General features: G+C 68.4%; 24 protein-coding genes. 23 read left to right on the forward strand and 1 reads right to left on the reverse strand.

Annotation, left to right across the window (positions count from 1 at the left end; translation table 11 throughout):
- Positions 1 to 103 precede the first annotated feature (103 nt).
- The 12 genes from nifB (at position 104) to FBZ88_RS03325 (ending at position 6,607) form a co-directional block, all read left to right on the forward strand.
- Positions 104 to 1,603 carry a nitrogenase cofactor biosynthesis protein NifB gene (nifB, locus tag FBZ88_RS03270; protein ID WP_246138508.1) on the forward strand — a complete coding sequence of 500 codons (1,500 nt, stop codon included), beginning with the start codon at positions 104 to 106 and terminating at the stop codon, positions 1,601 to 1,603.
- A gap of 72 nt (positions 1,604 to 1,675) precedes the next feature.
- Positions 1,676 to 1,900: a 4Fe-4S dicluster domain-containing protein gene (locus tag FBZ88_RS03275; protein ID WP_145615422.1), complete on the forward strand. Its 225-nt coding sequence runs from the start codon at positions 1,676 to 1,678 to the stop codon at positions 1,898 to 1,900.
- 11 nt (positions 1,901 to 1,911) lie between these two features.
- The gene (locus tag FBZ88_RS03280; RefSeq protein WP_088871209.1) at positions 1,912 to 2,247 is read left to right on the forward strand and encodes a HesB/IscA family protein; all 336 of its coding nucleotides are present in this window, start codon (positions 1,912 to 1,914) and stop codon (positions 2,245 to 2,247) included.
- Positions 2,248 to 2,276: 29 nt separating this feature from the next.
- Positions 2,277 to 2,837, forward strand: a complete 561-nt coding sequence (locus FBZ88_RS03285; RefSeq protein WP_211102494.1) for a hypothetical protein — start codon at positions 2,277 to 2,279, stop codon at positions 2,835 to 2,837.
- A complete protein-coding gene (locus FBZ88_RS03290; RefSeq protein WP_145615423.1) occupies positions 2,830 to 3,618 on the forward strand; it encodes a 4Fe4S-binding leucine-rich repeat protein in 789 nt (262 codons plus the stop codon). Before FBZ88_RS03285 ends, FBZ88_RS03290 begins: the two co-directional genes overlap by 8 nt.
- Positions 3,615 to 3,962, forward strand: coding sequence for a nitrogen fixation protein NifZ (locus tag FBZ88_RS03295; protein ID WP_088871211.1), 348 nt, complete (start codon positions 3,615 to 3,617; stop codon positions 3,960 to 3,962). The genes FBZ88_RS03290 and FBZ88_RS03295 overlap by 4 nt, the downstream gene beginning before the upstream one ends.
- Positions 3,959 to 4,198, forward strand: a complete 240-nt coding sequence (locus tag FBZ88_RS03300) for a nitrogen fixation protein NifZ (RefSeq protein WP_145615424.1) — start codon at positions 3,959 to 3,961, stop codon at positions 4,196 to 4,198. The genes FBZ88_RS03295 and FBZ88_RS03300 overlap by 4 nt, the downstream gene beginning before the upstream one ends.
- 36 nt (positions 4,199 to 4,234) lie before the next feature.
- Positions 4,235 to 4,579: a DUF3024 domain-containing protein gene (locus FBZ88_RS03305; protein ID WP_211098537.1), complete on the forward strand. Its 345-nt coding sequence runs from the start codon at positions 4,235 to 4,237 to the stop codon at positions 4,577 to 4,579.
- On the forward strand, positions 4,576 to 4,866 hold the full coding sequence (locus FBZ88_RS03310) for a hypothetical protein (RefSeq protein WP_211102495.1): 291 nt from the start codon (positions 4,576 to 4,578) through the stop codon (positions 4,864 to 4,866). The genes FBZ88_RS03305 and FBZ88_RS03310 overlap by 4 nt, the downstream gene beginning before the upstream one ends.
- Complete coding sequence (locus tag FBZ88_RS03315) at positions 4,863 to 6,035, forward strand: DegT/DnrJ/EryC1/StrS family aminotransferase (RefSeq protein ID WP_145615425.1); 1,173 nt, start codon at positions 4,863 to 4,865, stop codon at positions 6,033 to 6,035. The genes FBZ88_RS03310 and FBZ88_RS03315 overlap by 4 nt, the downstream gene beginning before the upstream one ends.
- Positions 6,036 to 6,068: 33 nt before the next feature.
- Positions 6,069 to 6,377 (forward strand): 2Fe-2S iron-sulfur cluster-binding protein, encoded by a 309-nt coding sequence (locus FBZ88_RS03320; protein WP_040843166.1) that lies wholly within the window; start codon positions 6,069 to 6,071, stop codon positions 6,375 to 6,377.
- 14 nt (positions 6,378 to 6,391) lie between these two features.
- The gene (locus tag FBZ88_RS03325; protein WP_145615426.1) at positions 6,392 to 6,607 is read left to right on the forward strand and encodes a hypothetical protein; all 216 of its coding nucleotides are present in this window, start codon (positions 6,392 to 6,394) and stop codon (positions 6,605 to 6,607) included.
- Positions 6,608 to 6,718: 111 nt separating this feature from the next.
- Here the strand turns inward: FBZ88_RS03325 and FBZ88_RS03330 are convergent, their stop codons facing one another.
- Positions 6,719 to 7,123 carry a group II truncated hemoglobin gene (locus FBZ88_RS03330; protein ID WP_145615427.1) on the reverse strand — a complete coding sequence of 135 codons (405 nt, stop codon included), beginning with the start codon at positions 7,121 to 7,123 and terminating at the stop codon, positions 6,719 to 6,721.
- 250 nt (positions 7,124 to 7,373) lie between these two features.
- On the opposite strand from FBZ88_RS03330, the gene sufB reads away from it, so the two are divergent.
- The 11 genes from sufB to FBZ88_RS03385 all read left to right on the forward strand — a co-directional run bounded on the left by sufB (position 7,374) and on the right by FBZ88_RS03385 (position 18,024).
- The gene (gene sufB, locus FBZ88_RS03335; RefSeq protein ID WP_186464178.1) at positions 7,374 to 8,858 is read left to right on the forward strand and encodes a Fe-S cluster assembly protein SufB; all 1,485 of its coding nucleotides are present in this window, start codon (positions 7,374 to 7,376) and stop codon (positions 8,856 to 8,858) included.
- 46 nt (positions 8,859 to 8,904) lie between these two features.
- On the forward strand, positions 8,905 to 9,663 hold the full coding sequence (gene sufC, locus FBZ88_RS03340; protein WP_145615428.1) for a Fe-S cluster assembly ATPase SufC: 759 nt from the start codon (positions 8,905 to 8,907) through the stop codon (positions 9,661 to 9,663).
- Between the two features lie 14 nt (positions 9,664 to 9,677).
- Positions 9,678 to 10,979, forward strand: coding sequence for a Fe-S cluster assembly protein SufD (gene sufD / locus FBZ88_RS03345; protein ID WP_145615429.1), 1,302 nt, complete (start codon positions 9,678 to 9,680; stop codon positions 10,977 to 10,979).
- Positions 10,976 to 12,244 (forward strand): aminotransferase class V-fold PLP-dependent enzyme, encoded by a 1,269-nt coding sequence (locus tag FBZ88_RS03350; protein ID WP_145615430.1) that lies wholly within the window; start codon positions 10,976 to 10,978, stop codon positions 12,242 to 12,244. Before sufD ends, FBZ88_RS03350 begins: the two co-directional genes overlap by 4 nt.
- Positions 12,245 to 12,257: 13 nt before the next feature.
- Positions 12,258 to 12,719, forward strand: coding sequence for a Fe-S cluster assembly sulfur transfer protein SufU (sufU, locus tag FBZ88_RS03355; protein WP_145615431.1), 462 nt, complete (start codon positions 12,258 to 12,260; stop codon positions 12,717 to 12,719).
- 12 nt (positions 12,720 to 12,731) lie between these two features.
- The gene (locus FBZ88_RS03360) at positions 12,732 to 13,091 is read left to right on the forward strand and encodes an iron-sulfur cluster assembly protein (RefSeq protein WP_145615432.1); all 360 of its coding nucleotides are present in this window, start codon (positions 12,732 to 12,734) and stop codon (positions 13,089 to 13,091) included.
- A 252-nt stretch (positions 13,092 to 13,343) separates the two neighbouring features.
- Entirely contained in the window at positions 13,344 to 13,466 is a 123-nt protein-coding gene (locus FBZ88_RS31230) for a hypothetical protein (RefSeq protein WP_281290100.1), read from the forward strand.
- A 376-nt stretch (positions 13,467 to 13,842) separates the two neighbouring features.
- Positions 13,843 to 14,295, forward strand: coding sequence for a nuclear transport factor 2 family protein (locus FBZ88_RS03370; RefSeq protein WP_186464179.1), 453 nt, complete (start codon positions 13,843 to 13,845; stop codon positions 14,293 to 14,295).
- Positions 14,292 to 15,758, forward strand: a complete 1,467-nt coding sequence (locus tag FBZ88_RS03375) for an MFS transporter (RefSeq protein WP_145615434.1) — start codon at positions 14,292 to 14,294, stop codon at positions 15,756 to 15,758. The genes FBZ88_RS03370 and FBZ88_RS03375 overlap by 4 nt, the downstream gene beginning before the upstream one ends.
- A gap of 17 nt (positions 15,759 to 15,775) precedes the next feature.
- Complete coding sequence (locus tag FBZ88_RS03380; protein WP_145615435.1) at positions 15,776 to 16,927, forward strand: Gfo/Idh/MocA family protein; 1,152 nt, start codon at positions 15,776 to 15,778, stop codon at positions 16,925 to 16,927.
- A gap of 44 nt (positions 16,928 to 16,971) precedes the next feature.
- Positions 16,972 to 18,024 (forward strand): sugar phosphate isomerase/epimerase family protein, encoded by a 1,053-nt coding sequence (locus FBZ88_RS03385; RefSeq protein WP_145615436.1) that lies wholly within the window; start codon positions 16,972 to 16,974, stop codon positions 18,022 to 18,024.
- Positions 18,025 to 18,176: the final 152 nt, after the last annotated feature.

Raw genomic sequence — 18,176 nt, forward strand, 5'->3', positions numbered from 1 at the left:
AATCGCCGCGCCCGCGCGCCGGGCCCAACAGTGAGGAACGGACATGCACGCATCCACAACGCAGGACGGGGCCGCCGGCCGTCTGGTCACCATCGACGCGGTGATGCAGCAGGTGGCCGAACACAAGGGGTGTGGCACCCAAGGGGGCAGCGGCAAGGCCAGCTGCGGTTCCGCCGCCGGCCAGGGCGACCTGCCGACCGAGATTTGGGAGAAGGTGAAGAACCACCCCTGCTACAGCGAGGAGGCGCATCACCATTACGCCCGCATGCACGTCGCCGTAGCGCCCGCCTGCAACATCCAGTGCAACTACTGCAATCGCAAGTACGACTGCGCCAACGAATCCCGCCCCGGCGTGGTGAGCGAGCGGCTGACGCCGGAGCAGGCGGCCAGGAAGGTGCTGGCCGTCGCCTCCACCATCCCGCAGATGACCGTGCTGGGCATCGCCGGGCCGGGCGACCCGCTGGCCAATCCGGCCAAGACGTTCAAGACCTTCGAGCTGATCTCCCAGACCGCGCCGGACATCAAGCTGTGCCTGTCCACCAACGGCCTGGCGCTGCCCGACCATGTCGACACCATCGCGCGCTACAACGTCGACCACGTCACCATCACCATCAACATGGTGGATCCGGAGGTGGGGGCGAAAATCTATCCCTGGGTCTATTGGAACCACAAGCGCTACACGGGCGTGGAGGCGGCGCGGCTGCTGACCGAGCGCCAGCTGCGCGGGCTGGAGATGCTGACCGAGCGCGGGATCCTGTGCAAGGTCAACTCCGTCATGATCCCGGGCGTCAACGATCGGCACCTGGTGGAGGTGAACCGGGCGGTGAAGTCGCGCGGCGCCTTCCTGCACAACATCATGCCCCTGATCTCCGCGCCCGAGCACGGCACCGTCTTCGGCCTGACGGGCCAGCGCGGCCCCACCGCCCAAGAACTGAAGGCCCTGCAGGATGACTGCGAGGGCGAGATGAACATGATGCGGCACTGCCGCCAGTGCCGGGCCGACGCCGTCGGCCTGCTGGGCGAGGACCGCAGCGCCGAATTCACCACCGAAAAGATCATGGAGATGGAGGTCGACTACGACCTGGAGGGTCGCCAGGCCTACCAGGCGCGGGTGGAGGAGGAGCGGGTGGCCAAGGTGGCCGCCAAGCAGGAGGAACTGGCCACGCTGGCCGGGGCGCAAAGCGACATCACCCTGCTGGTGGCGGTGGCGACCAAGGGCTCGGGCCTGATCAACGAGCATTTCGGCCACGCCAAGGAATTCCAGGTGTACGAGCTGTCCACCGCCGGGGCCAAGTTCGTGGGCCACCGGCGCGTCGACCTCTATTGCCAGGGTGGCTTTGGCGATGAGGACAGCCTGCAGACCGTCATCCGCGCCATCAACGACTGTCACGCCGTCTTCGTCGCCAAGATCGGCGGCTGTCCCAAGGCGGACCTGCTGGCGGCGGGCATCGAGCCCGTGGACCAGTACGCCCATGAGTTCATCGAGAAATCCGCCATCGCCTGGTTCAAGGGCTACCTGGGGAAGGTCGCGGCCGGTGAGCTGGTCCACACCCCGCGCGGCGATGCCGCCATCCGCCAGGGCGCCCTGATCGTCGCCGCCTGACGCGCGTTCCATCTGGGCCGGGGTGGGCCGCATCCGGCCCCGGACCCATCCACCCAAAGGAGAATACGAAGCATGGCCTACAAGATCATCGCCTCGCAATGCACCAGCTGCTCCGCCTGCGAGGCGGAGTGCCCGAACGTGGCGATTTCGGAAAAGGGCGGCACCTTCGTCATCAATCCGAAGAAGTGCACGGAATGCATCGGGTATTTCGATGTGCCGCAGTGTGTCGCCGTCTGCCCGGTGGACAACACCTGCGTCATCGACACCGCCTATCCCCGCTATCAGGCGGCCGGCTGAGGGGGATGGCGATGACCTTCACGATCACCCCGGCGGCCGAGCGTTTCATCCGTTTCATGCTGCGGGCCGATGGCGGGCCCGAGGCCGGGTTCCGCCTGGTCCTGAGCCCCGGTGGCTGTTCCGGCCTGTCGGCCGACATGAGCGTCCGCGCGGCGCCCGAGCCTGGCGACGCGGTGGTGGAGTGCTACGGCCTGCGCCTGTTCCTGCCCACGGAAAGCCGCCTGCTGCTGGCCGGCGTCACCATCGACTTCGCGGACGGCACTGCGCAGAGCGGCCTGGTGTTCCGCGACCCCAAGGCCGCCACCTCCTGCGCCACGGCGCCCACGCCCATCGTGCGGCTGCAATAGGCGGGAGCCGGATGGGAGGGAACGGGGCCATGCGGGCAGGGCAAACGACAGCTGCGACGCCATCCGGGGGAAGCGGGCTGCCGCCCATCCCCGAGGACGAATGGCTGTCCGCCGCCGTGTTGGGCGGCGGCCTGCCGCCGGATGTGCACCACAACCTGTCGGCCGCCGCCCAGGCCTATCATCTGGAAGAGGTGGCGGAACGCCATCTGCGTCTGGCGCGCCTGGCGGCACCCTGGCATCCGGCCGTCCTGATCGCCCTGTATCGCTTCTATTTCTACAAGGGCCGTCTGAAGGACGCGCTGGATATCGCCCGCCTTTGCCTGGCCAAGGCGGCGCAGGACAACAAGCTGCCGGCCGATTGGCGCCAGGTGGTGGCCACGGACGCGGAGTTCGGCCGCTTCGACGCGCCGCTGCCCCGCTTCTTCCTGTTCACCCTCAAGGGCTACGCCTACCTGCACATGCGCATGGGCGGTCTGGACGAGGGACTGGCGGCCGTCCTCAAGCTGCTGGAACTGGACCCCAGCGACAAGGTCGGCGCCCAGGTGCTGCTGAACGTCATCCAGCGCATGGGAGAGGACGACCATGACTGACATCGACGAGGCCGTGGACTGGCGGGGCAATGCCATTTCCTGCGATGCCTGCGGTTATGCCGCCCTGCTGGCGGCCGGCCGGTGCCGGCTGAAGCACGCCTGCGTCAACGACCGCTACGCCCGCCGCATCGACCGCTTCTTCACCTGGAATCCCACCCTGGCGGACACCCATGTGCGCCATCCCCATTTCGAGGTGCGGGCGATCGCGGCCAAGCACGCCGACATCTTCCTGCTGCCGCCCATGCTGGACGATCCGGAGGAGGCGGTGCGTTGGAACGCGGTGCGACGCCTGCCCCGGCGCTATGCCCTGCGCCTGCGCGACGACCCCCACCGCGAGGTGCGCATCCGCGTCGCCGCCCTGCTGGACGAAGCCGACCTGATCCCCATGGTCCGCGACCCCGATTACTACGTGCGCCTGATGGTGGCGCGCCGCGTCGGTCCCGGCCTGCTGGCCCGCATGATCGAGGACAAGGAGCCGGAGGTGCGCCGCATGGTCGCCGCCCGCGCGCCTGTCGAGTGGCTGATCCGCATGGCCGCCGATGCCGACGCCGACGTGCGGTACGAGGTGTCCAAGCGCCTGCCGGGCGACCTGCTGGCCCGCCTGAAGCGCGACCCCGACTGGCGGGTGCGGTTCGAGGTCGCCAGCCGCCTGCCCGTGGCGCAAGTCACCGACCTGGCCCGGGATGAGGACATCCTGGTGCGGGAAATGGTGGCGTCACGCCTGTCGCCGTCAACGACACCCCTGATGCTGGAGCCCCCCATATTGGAGGTTGTGTCATGAGCAACATCGTCCGTGACAGCGACGTGGTGGAGATCGTCGATCCCCCCACCTTCACCTACGGGGAAAAGGTGCGATCCCGGCGCACTGTCCGCAACGACGGCACCTACGCCGGCAAGGAGATCGGCGACATCCTCGCCAAGAAGGGGGAGGAAGGCTACGTCGTCAGCATCGGCACTTTCCTGCAGCAATTCTACATCTACGGCGTCGAATTCCTCGGCAGCGGCAACCGCGTGGGCATGAAGCGCAAGGAGCTGGAGGCCGTGCGGGCCGTGGCCGACGAGGACGACCTGCCCCTGCCCACCGCCCTGCCGGTGCCGGGCCGGGCCGCCGGGGGCCGGCCATGATCGAGCCCCGGCAACCCCTGTACCAGTGGGGACAGCGCATGCGTGCCGTCATCGACCTGATCAACGACGGCAGCTATCCCGACATGCCGGCCGACGCCCTGCTGGCAGCGTCCGGGACGATGGGGGAGATCGTGCAGGTCGGGACCCATGTGGACAGCGGCACGCCCATCTACCTGGTCGAATTCGCCGACCGGCGGGTGATCGGCTGCCTGGAGGAAGAGATCGTTCCTGTCTGAGGCGGGGCATGGAGCACGAGGGGCGGAGGTATGTGCATGATGGCGGCATCGCAAGGTCTCACCGTGGCGGGGCATCCCAACGATGTGGACCGCAAGCGCATCGAGCGCGCGTTGCAGGCGCGCCAGCGCTACCTCTACGTCCGGCCCAGCGTCGTGCCGGCCCAGGGCGGCTATCGCATCGAAAGCCCCTGCTGTTCCCGCAACGTGGATCGCGAGGGCGGGGTCATCGACGTGGCGCTGATCCAGTTCAGCCAGGGGTATTGGCGGCTGTATCGCAAGGACCACGCCCAGGGGACCTGGGAACCGCACGGCGCCTTCGGCCGGCTGGGCGACCTGCTGGACCTGCTGAACGTGGATGCCGACCGGCAGTTCTGGCAATGACGGGGGACGACATGGCGTTGAGCGTGGAAGACCTGGGGACGTTGGATGCGGTTCTGTCGGATGCGGTCCTGGCCGCCGCATCCGAGGATGCCTTCGCCACCCTGCGCCGCCAGCTGCCCCACCTGGCCTGGACGCGCTGCGACGCGTCGGACGTGGCGGAGGATCCCTTCCGCCGCTACAGCGGTTTTGACGTGCATTTGCTGGACGGCAGCGGGCATTGCGTGCGCCTGACGGCGGAACCCGCCGATGCCACCGGCGTGCTGCTGGCCCGGCGGGTGGGATCATGACCGCGCTGGCCGAGGTGCCGGCGGCGGTGGACCTGATCCGCCTCAGCGACCCGGACATCACGCCGGCGGAACTGGCGGCGGTGGAGCGGGTGCTGCGCACCCCCAACCTGGCCGCCTGCGCTGTGACGGAGGCGTTCGAGGAGGCGTTCGCGGCATATCTCGGCCGGCGCCACGCGGTGGCGGTGTCCAGCGGCACGCTGGGCCTGCTGATGGCGCTGCGCGCCCATGGCATCGGCCCGGGGCAGGAGGTCATCCTCTCCCCCTACGGTTTCCGCGAGACCCAGCATGCCGTCAGCCTGTCCGGCGCCCGCCCGGTCTTCGCCGACATCGACTATTGGGCGGGGACGCTGGCGCCGGACAAGGTGGCCGTTCGCATCACGCCCGACACGCGCGCCATCGTGGCCGCCAACACCAATGGCCACCCGGCCGCCTGGGCGGGGTTGCGGGATTTGGCCAACTGGCACGGCCTGGTGCTGATCGAGGACAGCACCGAGGCCATCGGCTCCCGCTACCTGGGCGGCTTGGTCGGGACCTTCGGCGACACCGCCGTGTTCGATTTCTCCCAGCCCGGCGCGCTGTGCTGTGGCGAGGGCGGCATGGTGGTGACCGATGACGTGGACGTCGCCATGGCCCTGCGCCGGCAATGCCGCCATCGCCTGGCCGAGCGTACCTCCGTGGTGGTGGGCGGCACGCCCCCTTATCAGGCGGCCTTGAGCGACCTGGCGTCCGCCCTGGGCCTGGCGCAACTGCGCCGCCTGGATGAGATCCTGGAGAAACGCCGGGGCGTGCAGCACCTGTATTTCAAGTACCTCCAGTCGTTCGAAGGCATCAAGGACCCCTATGTCGGGCCGGACGTCACCGAGGTGAACTGGTTCCTGTACCAGGTACATCTGGGCACGCGCTTTTCCCGCTCCAGCCGCGACGCCATCGTGGACGATCTGCGGCTGGCCGAGGTCGAGGCCGCCGCCTTCGGCCAGCCCCTGCATCTGCAGCGGCATTACTTCGACCTGGGTTACCGCCGGGGCGACTACTTCGTCACGGAGAAGGTGGCGGACCGCGCCATCGCCCTGCCGTTCCACACGCACCTCAGCGAGGACCAGATCGCCCACATCGTCGAGACGATGAAGGACGCGTCGGTCAACGTCGGCGCCGGGGCGGCGATTTATTGACCACTGACCAAGACCTTGAGGGAGCTTTTGGAAATGTCGCTGCTTACCATCCTGCCGTCCGGCAAGACCGTAGACGCCGCCGAGGGCATGACCCTGCTGGCCGCCATCCTGGCGGCGGACGAGACCCTGACCCACAAATGCGACGGCAAGGCCTCGTGCGGGACCTGCCACGTCTTTGTCCAGGAAGGGCGCAAGGGCCTGTCCCGCATCGCGCGGGAGGAGAATGAGCGGCTGGACGCCATGGTCGGGGTGGGATCGAAATCGCGCCTGGCCTGCCAGGCCAAGGTGCTGGGGACCGAACCCATCAAGGTTGAATTGCTGGGCTTCGGCTCCGGCTTCTGACGAGGGGAACAGGGATGCACGTCGAGACGGTGATGATCCACGTCCGCTTCGCGCCGGACGGCACGGTGACGGAGATAGGGGAGCGGCCGGCCGCCGTTCCGGCCCAGGCCTGGTTCAACCTGCTGAGCCTGAAAGCTACTGGCCCCTACCAGGCCCTCGCCGGCGGGCGGGGTGTGTTCCGCCTGCCGCGATCTGAGATCGAGAGCCTGAAGGGGGAGGTCGCCGCCTAGGCCGCCCCTTTCCGGAGACGCCGCGGCCATCACCATGCTGGCCGCGGCGTCTGTTTTATTGGGCCCTCAGCCACTGTAGGACGCGGTCGCGTCCTACAGTGGCTGAGGGCATTATTGTCCCGGTTGGTTGCGCATCCAGTCGGCTAAGGGCGTCAGCGCCTGCAGAATGGCCCCGCGCAAATCCGCGTCGGGCACGGTGGTCATCAGCGCCCGGCTCATGCACAGCAGCCAGGCGTCACGCTCCGCCACCCCCACCGTGAAGCCCAGGTGCCGCGCCCGCAGGCGCGGGTGCCCGCGCTCCGCCGAATAGTCGGCGGGGCCGCCCATCCATTGGGCCAGATAGAGCTTCAGCACGCGCTTGGTTTCCGTCAGGTCGGGCGCGTGCATCGCGCGCAGGCCGCGCACCTCCGGCAGGGTGTCCATCTGATGGTAGAACGCCTCCACCAGCCGGTCGACGGCCGCCTGGCCGCCGATGGCCTCAAAGATCGTCCGCTGGGAAACCGCTTCGGTGATCATGGCGCCGCCTCTGTTCCTGGTCCTGTCGATGGCCGGTTTTGCAGGAAACGTGCCGGTGGCGTTGGCGGCGGAAAGCACGGGTGGCAGCGGCGTTCGTTCCAAATCCCCCTGTCGGGATTGCAACAAACGTCCGGTTGCCGACGTGGCCAATCCTTTGGAAAGGCGCAGGAATCCTGACTTCAAGCGGCTGGCACGGCGGTTGCTGATCATCCTGCTCAGCCAAGACCCAGCCACGATCGGATGGACCGCCATGTCGGACAGCGCGACCGCGAACCGCCCCGCCAGCAACGCCCCGTCCACCGGCCTGTTGGAGGGCATCGTCCAGGCGGACGGTTACAAGTACGGCTTCATCACCGATGTGGAGACGGAAGATGCGCCGCCCGGCCTGAATGAGGACACCGTCCGCTTCATCTCCGCCAAGAAGGGGGAGCCGGCGTGGCTGCTGGAATGGCGGCTGAAGGCCTTCCGCCGCTGGCAGACGATGGCGCCGCCGGATTGGGCCAAGCTGAACATCGCCCCCATCGACTACCAGGCCGCCAGCTATTATTCCGCGCCCAAGGCCGCGTCCGGCCCCAAGAGTCTGGACGAGGTCGATCCCGAACTGCTGAAAACCTACGAGAAGCTGGGCATCCCCCTGGGGGAGCGCGCGGCCCTGGCCGGGGTGGCGGTGGATGCCGTGTTCGACAGCGTGTCGGTCGCCACCACCTTCAAGGACAAGCTGGCCGACCTGGGCATCATCTTCTGTTCCTTTGGTGAGGCGGTGCAGGAGCATCCGGAGCTGGTGCGGCGCTACCTGGGTTCCGTCGTCCCGCAGGGTGACAACTTCTTTGCCGCCCTGAACTCCGCCGTGTTCAGCGACGGGTCCTTCGTCTATGTGCCGGCGGGCGTACGCTGTCCCATGGAACTGTCCACCTACTTCCGCATCAACGCCGCCAAGACGGGGCAGTTCGAGCGCACGTTGCTGATCGCCGACCGGGGCGCCTACGTCAGCTATCTGGAGGGTTGCACGGCGCCGCAACGGGACGAAAACCAGCTGCATGCCGCCGTGGTGGAACTGGTGGCGCTGGAGGATGCGGAGATCAAGTACGCCACCGTCCAGAACTGGTATCCCGGGGATGAGAACGGCAAGGGTGGCATCTACAACTTCGTCACCAAGCGCGGTGCCTGTCGTGGCGCCCGGTCCAAGATCAGCTGGGCGCAGGTGGAGACGGGGTCGGCCATCACCTGGAAATACCCCAGCTGCCTGCTGGAAGGGGAAGGGTCGACCGGCGCCTTCTATTCCGTGGCCATCACCAACAACCGCCAGCAGGCCGACACCGGCACCAAGATGATCCACATCGGGCGCGACACCAGCTCGACCGTCATTTCCAAGGGCATCTCGGCCGGCCGGGGGCAGAACACCTATCGCGGCCAGGTCAAGGTGCTGTCCAACGCCGACGGCGCCCGCAACTACACCCAGTGCGACAGCCTGCTGATCGGCAAGCGCTGCGGCGCCCACACCGTGCCCTACATCGACGTGCGCCATCCGGGCGCCAAGGTGGAGCATGAGGCGACGACGTCGAAGATCAGCGAAGACCAGATGTTCTATTGCCAGCAGCGCGGCCTGACGGCGGAGGACGCCCTGTCGCTGATCGTGAACGGCTTCTGCAAGGAAGTGCTGAACGAACTGCCCATGGAGTTCGCGGTCGAGGCGCAGAAGCTGCTGGCCGTCAGCCTGGAAGGCAGCGTGGGCTAGGCCGCCAGATACCCCCGCAAACCCCGACCCAGCGAAGGGAACCATCATGAGCAAGCTTCTGGAAATCCGTGGATTGCGGGCCCGCATCGCCAATGGGCGGGAGGTGCTGAAGGGTATCGACCTGGACGTGGCGGCGGGGGAGGTGCATGCCATCATGGGGCCCAACGGTGCGGGCAAAAGTACCCTGTCCAGTGTGCTGGCGGGCAAGCCGGGGTATGAGGTGACCGGGGGCACGGTGCGCTACCTGGGCCAGGACCTGCTGGCCATGCCGGCGGACGAACGGGCGCGGGAAGGGGTGTTCCTGGCCTTCCAGTACCCGGTGGAGATACCGGGCGTGAACAACATGTACTTCCTGCGCGCGGCCCTGAACGCCGGGCGCCGCCAGCACGGCCAGGCGGAACTGGACGCGCAGCAGTTCCTGAAGGCCGTGCGGGAGCGGCTGAAGCTGCTGGACATCGGCGACGACCTGCTGCGGCGCGCGGTCAATGTCGGCTTCTCGGGCGGGGAGAAGAAGCGGAACGAGATTTTCCAGATGGCCATGCTGGAGCCGAAGCTGGCCATCCTGGATGAAACCGACAGCGGCCTGGACATCGACGCCCTGCGCGCCGTGTCGGATGGTGTCAACCGCTTGCGCGATCCGGCCCGCGCCATCGTCATGATCACCCATTACCAGCGGCTGCTGGACTATATCGTGCCCGATCGGGTGCACGTGCTGGCCGACGGACGCATCGTCGCGTCCGGTGACAAGACCTTCGCCGCCGAATTGGAACGCACCGGCTACGCCTATCTGGGCGACGCGGCTTGAGCGGGGGCGATGCCATGCTGATGACAGACGATAGCGCGCCGTTTCGCGACGCCTTCGACCAGGTGCTGGCCACGGTGGCGGAACCCGCCTGGCTCACCACCCGCCGGCGGGTGGCGATGGACCGCTTCGCCCTGCTGGGCTTTCCCACCCGGCGTCAGGAAGCCTGGCGGTTCACCGACCTGGAACCGCTGATCACAGCACCACCCCTGCCAGCGCCACCCCTGCCGGCGACGGGCGGCGGCGATGGGCCGGCACCGGCGTCGCTGGCGCCCTGGCTGCTGCCTGTTCCCACCCACCGGCTGGTCCTGGTGGACGGCCGGTTCGCGCCCGCGCTGTCGGCCGGTGGGGCCCTGCCGACCGGCGTGTGGCTGGCCTCGGCGGCGGAGACGCTGCGCCGCCGCCCGGATATGCTGGAACGCGCCTTCGGGGAGGGTGAGGAGGCATTTGCCGCCCTGAACGCCGCGCTGTTCACCGACGGGGTGGTCCTGGCGCTGGAACCGGGCGTGGCGTTGGAAACGCCAGTGGAGATCATCCACCACACCACGTCCGCCGCCCACGCCCGCCTGCACATTGCCCTCGGTGCCGGCGCCCAGGCCACGGTGGTGGAAACCGCGATGGGCACGGGGGGCGGCTGGGGCAATACCGTCGGCGTCATCACCCTGGGCGCCGGTGCCACGCTGACCCACCTGCACATCCAGGCGGAGGACCCGGCCGCCTGCCACACGGCGGCGGTGCGGGCCGTGCTGGCGGACCAGGCCCGGTATGAGGCCTGCGCCCTGATCACCGGCGGGCGCCTGTCCCGGCGGGACGTGGCGGTCACCCTGGCCGGCGACGGGGCGCAATTCCGCCTGCACGGCGCCTATCTGCTGGACGGCGGGCAGGAGGCCACCCTGTCGGTCCGGGCCGATCATCTGGGCCTGGGCTGCCGCACGGAGGAGGTGGTGAAGGGCGTGCTGGCGGGGGCTTCCCACGGCGTGTTCCTGGGGACCGTGGCCGTGGCGCCGGGCGCGGACGGCACCGACGCGCGCCAGCTGAACCGTAACCTGCTGCTCAGCCCCCAGGCGCGGGTGGACACCAAGCCGGAACTGGAAATCCTGGCCGACGACGTGAAATGCAGCCACGGCGCCACGGTCGGCAGCCTGGACGAGGCGTCGCTGTTCTATCTCCAGGCCCGCGGGATCGATCCGGACACCGCCCGCCGCATGCTGGTGGAGGCCTTCGCCATCGACGCCATCGATGCCGCCGGCCTGCCGGATGCGCTGGCCGTCCTGGCCCGCCGGCACCTGCGGCGCTGGCTGGATGGGGGTGCGTCATGACCCTGCTGCTGGAAGACCGGGCCGCGAGCCGGCCCGATGGCGCCGCGTTCGATCCGATGGCCGTCCGCCGCCAGTTTCCCATCTTCGGGCGCAATCCCGGCCTGACCTTCCTGGACACGGCCGCCAGCGCGCAGAAGCCGCGCGCCGTGATCGACGGCATGGCCGAGTTCTACCGTACCGACTACGCCAACGTGCATCGCGGCGTCTATGGCCTGAGCGCCCGTTCCACCGCCCGGTTCGAGGGGGCGCGGGAAACGGTGGCGCGTTTCCTGAACGCCACCGACGCGTCGGAGATCGTCTTCGTGCGCGGTGCCACGGAGGGCATCAACCTGGTGGCGCAAAGCTGGGGGCCGGCTTTTCTGCGCCCCGGTGACCAGGTGGTGGTGTCGGAGTTGGAGCACCATTCCAATATCGTGCCGTGGCAGATGCTGCGCCAGCGCCTGGGGATAGAGCTGGTGGTGGCGCCCATCGGCGCCGATGGCGCCCTGGATCTGGTGGCGTTCCGGGGCCTGCTGGGCCCGCGCACCCGGCTGGTGGCCATGACCCACCTGGCCAATGTCACCGGCCATGTCGTGGCGGTGGAGGCGGTGGTCCGTCTGGCCCACGCGCATGGCGCCCTGGTCCTGCTGGACGGATGCCAGGCGGTGCCGCGCCTGCCGGTGGACGTGCGGGCGCTGGATTGCGACTTCTACGTCTTCTCTGGCCACAAATGCTATGGCCCTACCGGCATCGGCGTGCTGTACGCCAAGCGCGCGCTGCTGGACGCCATGCCCCCCTGGCAGGGCGGCGGCGACATGATCCGCACCGTCAGCTTCGCTGAGACCACCTACCAGGACGCCCCCCAGCGGTTCGAGGCCGGGACGCCCGACATCGCCGGCGCCATCGGCCTGGCCCTGGCGCTGGACTTCATGGACGGGCTGAGCCGCGCCGCCATCCGTGACCATGAGGCCGCCCTGACCCGGTATGCCGAGGCGCTGCTGACGGAAATCCCGGGTGTCAGCCTGGTGGCGGCGGGCGGCAGCCGGCTGGGGGCCCTGTCCTTCCTGGTGGACGGCATCCACCCGCACGATCTGGCCACCATTTTCGACCAGCATGACGTCGCGGTGCGCGCCGGCCACCATTGCGCCCAACCCCTGATGGACCGGCTGGACCTGCCGGCGACGGCCCGCGCCTCGTTTGGGGTCTACAGCACGGAGGCTGATGTGGAGCGCCTGGCCGAGGCCATCCGCGCGGCGCAAAAGCTGTTCGGCGTCGCGGCGCGATAGGAAGGGCACCCCCATGGATTTGCGCGATCTTTACCAGGATATCATCCTGGACCACGGCCGTTCCCCCCGCAATTTCCGGACCTTGGCCGCGCCCAGCCACTTCGCCCACGGCCACAACCCGCTGTGTGGCGACAAGGTCACCATCTTCCTGCGCCTGGAGGGCGACCGCATCGTGGAAGTCAGTTTCGAGGGCAAGGGCTGCGCCATCTCCACCGCCTCCGCCTCCCTGATGACGGAGGTGGTCTTGAACAAGACGCTGGCGGAGGCTGAGGCCCTGTTCGGCCACTTCCATGGCACCGTGACGGGGGGCGGTGGTGATTTGCCCGACGCCCTGGCGGAGGAGGGGGAGCGGCTGCAGCCCCTGACGGGGGTCAAGGCCTACCCCACGCGGGTGAAGTGCGCGACCTTGGCCTGGCACACGCTGGAGGCGGCGGTGAAAGGTGGTGGCCTGCCCGTGCCGCTGAAGACGGAATAGGGGGCGGCATCCATGCGTGTCATCCGGGAAGAACCACTGCTGGCGGACGGGGCGGCGGACGACGGCGACCCCGCCTTGATGGCGGCGGTGTTCGAGGCGCTGCGCACCGTCCGCGATCCGGAGATACCGGTCAACCTGGTCGATCTCGGCCTGATCTATCGGGTGCTGGTCCGCCGTGACGGCCTGGTCCATATCGACATGACCCTGACCACACCCGCCTGTCCCGTGGCGACGACGCTGCCGGGGCAGGTCCAGAACCTGGTCTCGCTGGTGCCGGGGGTCAGCGTGGTGCTGGTCGATATGGTCTGGGACCCGCCCTGGACCCGGGAACGCATGACCGAAAGCGCGCGCCTGGAACTGGGGCTGATTTAGGCGGCGGGACGATGCCTGCGGTTTCGGCCCTCGTGAACGCCGGGGGAATCCGGCTGAGGTTTGCTGCGCGGGGTCCAGGTCGATTTGAAAGGGCTGGAATATCCCGCCATCATTCTCGCGACACCGATCCGCTAAAAAAGCGAAAGCCGGCCGCCGGAGGCGACGTAGTCCTTGAATGCCGCAAAGCGCGCCTCGCTGGAGACGCCACTCGGGGCCACGGGGCACCGGGTGGGGTGGGGATCGCCTTGCTTCATGAAGGCCAGCCAGTGGGCCTACCGGGGCCTGGGCGTAGGGGATGCCCAGGAATTCGTCGACCACGCCTTTTTCCGCACCACGGATTTCACTGGAGCTGAGCTGGATGGTCGGCTGGGCTGACGCGGCGGCCGGCAACAGGAACAAGGCGACGGCAGCGTCCGCCAACATCTTGTACGCCTTCACAGATAGCGCCTCCCGATTTTTATAATGGTGATGGTTTGCAACAAAATCGGTTTCGCAGCAGGCGATAAGAATAATAATTCTTATTATGATCGTTCTAAGCCCCGCGCCGGCTTGGCCCCTGGGAAGCGCGAGAGCGAGAAAAAAGCCACCACCTCCCATTAGGGGAGGGGCGGCGGGGGGAATGCTGGGATGGGAGTGAAGATCGCCAGCCGGATCATCATAGCGCATGCCATATAGAATTATAATCTGAATTCATGTTATGGCTTGCGAAGCGCTGCTGAGCGCCGCCACGACAATAAAGGGGAGGAGCGACATGCGTTGGTACCGGGCCGCCGTGTTCTGCGTGATGGGGATCTTGGGCGTCGCGGCGACGGCGCAGGCGGCGGACGGGGGTGGTTGTCCCCCCGGCCAGGCGATGACGCGAGATGATTCCGCGAAACTGTTCCAGGACTTCGCGACCCAGCTGCTGGCGCGCAAGGACGCCCGCGGCGCTTATGAAACCTTCGCCGCCGCCGACATGGTGCAGCGCAATCCGCCGTTCGGCGCCACCCGCGACAGCACCATCGCCCAGTGGGAGAAGATGACCGGCATGCCCGGCTCGCGCTTCGTCATCGAGACGGTGGCCCTGGACGGCGACGTCGGGGTGCTTCATTTCCGTGGCCAGCTCAAGGCCGGAGAGGCGGGCGCCGTCATCACCCAGCATGATCGGCTGCGCTGCGGCAAGATCGTCGAGGAGTGGGCAGAGTTCAGCGCGGGGGCCAAATGACGGGCGTGGCTTCGGCCGGGCCTCGGCCCGGGGCGGCGTCCGCCATCGATCAGGCCGCCGCCATGTCCCCAGGGCGCCGGAAATCGGCCCTGGTCATCGTCGCCGGCGCGTTCATGATGGACCTGATCGACCTCACCATCGTCAACGTCGCCTTGCCCTCCATCCAGCGCGACCTGGGGGCCGGACCGGCGGCGATGCAATGGATGGTGGCCGGCTATGCCGTCGCCTTCGCCGTGTTGCTGATCACGGGTGGCCGGCTGGGGGATACCCACGGCTACCGCCGCTTGTTCATGGTGGGTGTCGCCGGCTTCACCGTGACATCGTTGCTGTGTGGCGCGGCGGCGAGCCCGGCCCTGCTGGTGCTGTCGCGCCTGGCGCAGGGGGCCGCCGCCGCCTTGATGCTGCCCCAGGTGATGTCCCTGATCCAGGTGATGTACCCGCCGGCGGAGCGTATCGGCGCCCTGGCCATTTTCGGTGTGCTGGGCGGGCTGGCGGCCGTTCTCGGGCCCATCCTGGGCGGCCTCTTGATCGAGGCCAACCTGTTTGGGCTGGGCTGGCGGCCCATCTTCCTGATCAACGGCCCCCTGGGCGTGGCCGGCCTGATCGGCGCCTGGCGGGTGCTGCCGCTTGGGCGGTCATCGCGGGCCAGCGGCGTGGACGTCCTGGGCACGCTGCTGATCGCCGCGACCTTGCTGGCCGTCATCCTGCCGCTGATGCAGGGGCGGGAGGCTGGCTGGCCCTGGTGGTGCCTGGCGTCGCTGGCCCTGGCGCCCTTCCTGGGCCTGCTGTTCATGCGGCATATCCGGCGGCGGTCGACGACGGGCACGGCCCTGGTGGACCCCGGCCTGTTCGCCAACCGGGGCTTCACCGTCGGTGTCTGCATCTCCCTTTGTTTCCAGGTGGTGACGGCGGGGTTGCTGTTCATCCTGACCCTGACGCTGCAATACGGCCTGGGCTGTTCGCCGCTGGAGACGGCCTTGGTGCACGTGCCCTACGCCGTGGGCGCCTCGGTGGCGATCGGCGTCGTCGCCCGGCGGGCCCTGCCGCGCATCGGCCTGCGTCTCATCGGCATCGGCGTGGTGATCATGTTCGCCGGCCTGGTGGTGCTGTTCGCGCTGATTTCGGCGCAGGCGCCCCTGATGGCGATTGGCGGCGCGTTGCTGGTGACGGGAACGGGCATGGGCTTGACCGGCGGTCCGCTGGGGCCTGTGACCTTGTCGGATGTGGACGTGGCCCATGCCGGTGCCGCGTCCGGCACCATGAAGGCGGTCCAGCAGCTGGGTGCCGCGTCCGGTGCGGCGTTGATCGGCAGCCTGTATTTCGCCCTGGCCCGCGATCTCGACCCCGATCACGCGCGCCGGAGCTTCCTGGCGACCCTGCCCCTGGTGGCGGGGCTGTTGCTGGTCGTGGGCGGGCTGGTCACGCGCCTGCCCAAGGACCTGCGGATTTTCAGCAAGACATGACTGGAAGGGAGGAAGGGATGTCCAATCCCGTTCTGCGCCTTGGCCTCATCGGTGGCGGCCCAGGCAGTTTCATCGGGCCGGTTCACCGCATGGCGGCGGAGCTGGACGGCCGGTTCCGCCTGGTCGCCGGTGCGTTCAGCAGCGACCCCGACCGGTCGCGCCAGGGGGGTGCTGCCTACGGCGTCGATCCCGCGCGGGCCTATCCCAGCTACGCGGCCATGATCGCCGCCGAGCGGGAGCGTGCCGACGGCATCGACGCGGTGGCCATCGTCACCCCCAACCATGTCCATGTGCCGGCCAGCGTCCACGCCCTGCGCGCGGGCCTGCATGTCATGTGCGACAAGCCCGCCGCCCTCACCCTGGCGGAAATGCGCGACCTGGCGGAGGTCGTCGCCGGCGCGCGCGGCCTTTACGCCCTTACCCACACCTATACCGGCTATCCCTTGGTCCGTGAGGCCCGGGCGCTGGTGGCGGCGGGCCGCATCGGTCGGCTGCGCAAGGTGGTGGTGGAATACAGCCAGGGTTGGCTGTCCACTCCGTTGGAAACCACGGGCCTCAAGCAGGCCGATTGGCGGACCGATCCCGGCCGCTCTGGTGCCGGCGGCTGTATCGGCGACATTGGTGTCCACGCGTTCAACCTGGCGGAATTCGTCACCGGCGCGCTGGTTACCCGCCTGTGCGCCGACCTGTCCATCCTGGTGCCGGGCCGGCGCCTGGATGACGACTGCAACATCCTGCTGCGGTTCGATGACGGCACGGCGGCCGGCGTGCCTGGGGTGCTCCATGCCTCCCAGATCGCCGCCGGTGACCGGAACGGTTTGCGCCTGCGGGTCTTCGGCACCGAAGCCGGGCTCGACTGGTCGCAGGAAACCCCCAACACCCTGACCATCAACGGCCTGGACGGCCGGACCGAGGTGCTGCACGCCGGTGGCGGGGCCGTGGGCGCGGCGGCGCAGGCCGCCACCCGCCTGCCCATCGGGCATCCCGAGGGCTATATCGAGGCCTTCGCCAACCTCTACCGCGATTTCGCCGCCGCCATCCATGCCGGCCGCCTGCCTCCGGACGGCACCTTGCCCGGCGTGGACGCCGGCTTGCGGGGCATGGCCTTCATCGAAACAGCCGTGGCCAACAGCGCCGCCGGCGGCGGCTGGGTTCAGCTGGCTGTTTGAAGGCGTGATCTGACGGGACCTGATCTGACGGGAAAGGAAAATCCATGCGAACCATCAAAGGGCCGGGCATCTTCCTGGCGCAATTCGCCGGCGATGCCGCCCCCTTCAACAGCCTGGCCGGCATCGCCGCCTGGGCCGCGGGCCTGGGCTTCAAGGGGGTGCAGATCCCCAGTTGGGATTCCCGCCTTTTCAACCTGCGCCTGGCGGCGGAAAGCCGCGACTACGCGCAGGAGGTCACGGGCACGCTTGCCGCCCACGGCTTGACCGTGACGGAACTGTCCACGCACCTGCAGGGGCAGCTGGTCGCCGTCCATCCCGCCTATGACGCGCAGTTCGACGGCTTCGCCGACCCGTCGGTGCGCGGCAATCCGGCGGCGCGGCAGGCCTGGGCGGTGGACCAGATGCGGATGGCCGCCCGGGCCAGCGCCAACCTGGGGCTCACGGGGCACGCCAGCTTCTCCGGCGCGCTGGCCTGGCCTTACCTCTATCCCTGGCCGCAGCGGCCGGCGGGCCTGGTGGAGGAGGCGTTCGCCGAGCTGGCGCGGCGCTGGCGGCCCATCCTGGATGCGTTCGACGACGCCGGCGTCGATGTCTGCTTCGAACTGCACCCGGGGGAGGACCTGCACGACGGCGCCACCTTCGAGCGCTTCCTGGAGGCCGTTGGCCAGCACCCCCGTGCCAACATCCTGTTCGATCCCAGCCATTTCGTGCTGCAGCAGCTCGACTATCTGGCCTTCATCGACATCTATCATGAGCGGATTCGCGCCTTCCACGTGAAGGATGCGGAGTTCCGGCCCAACGGGCGGTCGGGCGTCTACGGCGGCTATCAGGGCTGGGTCGACCGGCCCGGTCGCTTCCGGTCGCTGGGGGATGGCCAGGTGGATTTCAAAGCTGTCTTCTCCAAGATGGCGGCCTACGACTATCCCAACTGGGCGGTGCTGGAATGGGAATGCGCCTTGAAGCATCCCGAGGACGGCGCCCGTGAAGGCGCGCGCTTCATCCAGGACCACATCATCCGCGTGACCGAGCGGGCGTTCGACGATTTCGCCGATGCGGGGGGCGACAGGGCGCTGAACCGCCGCCTGCTCGGGTTGTAACTGGGGGCGCACCATTTGCGGGACGATTGATTTTCCAGAACAAGAATAATAATATTGATACCAATATCGTTTCATCACGGCCCCAGCCGGTTTCCCGGCGCGCGCGGCCGCCATGACCAGGCGACGCGCGCGGGGAGGCGCGGGGTCGCCAT

The sequence above is a fragment of the Nitrospirillum bahiense genome (genome assembly GCF_007828025.1).
GTDB classification, from domain to species: Bacteria; Pseudomonadota; Alphaproteobacteria; order Azospirillales; family Azospirillaceae; genus Nitrospirillum; species Nitrospirillum amazonense.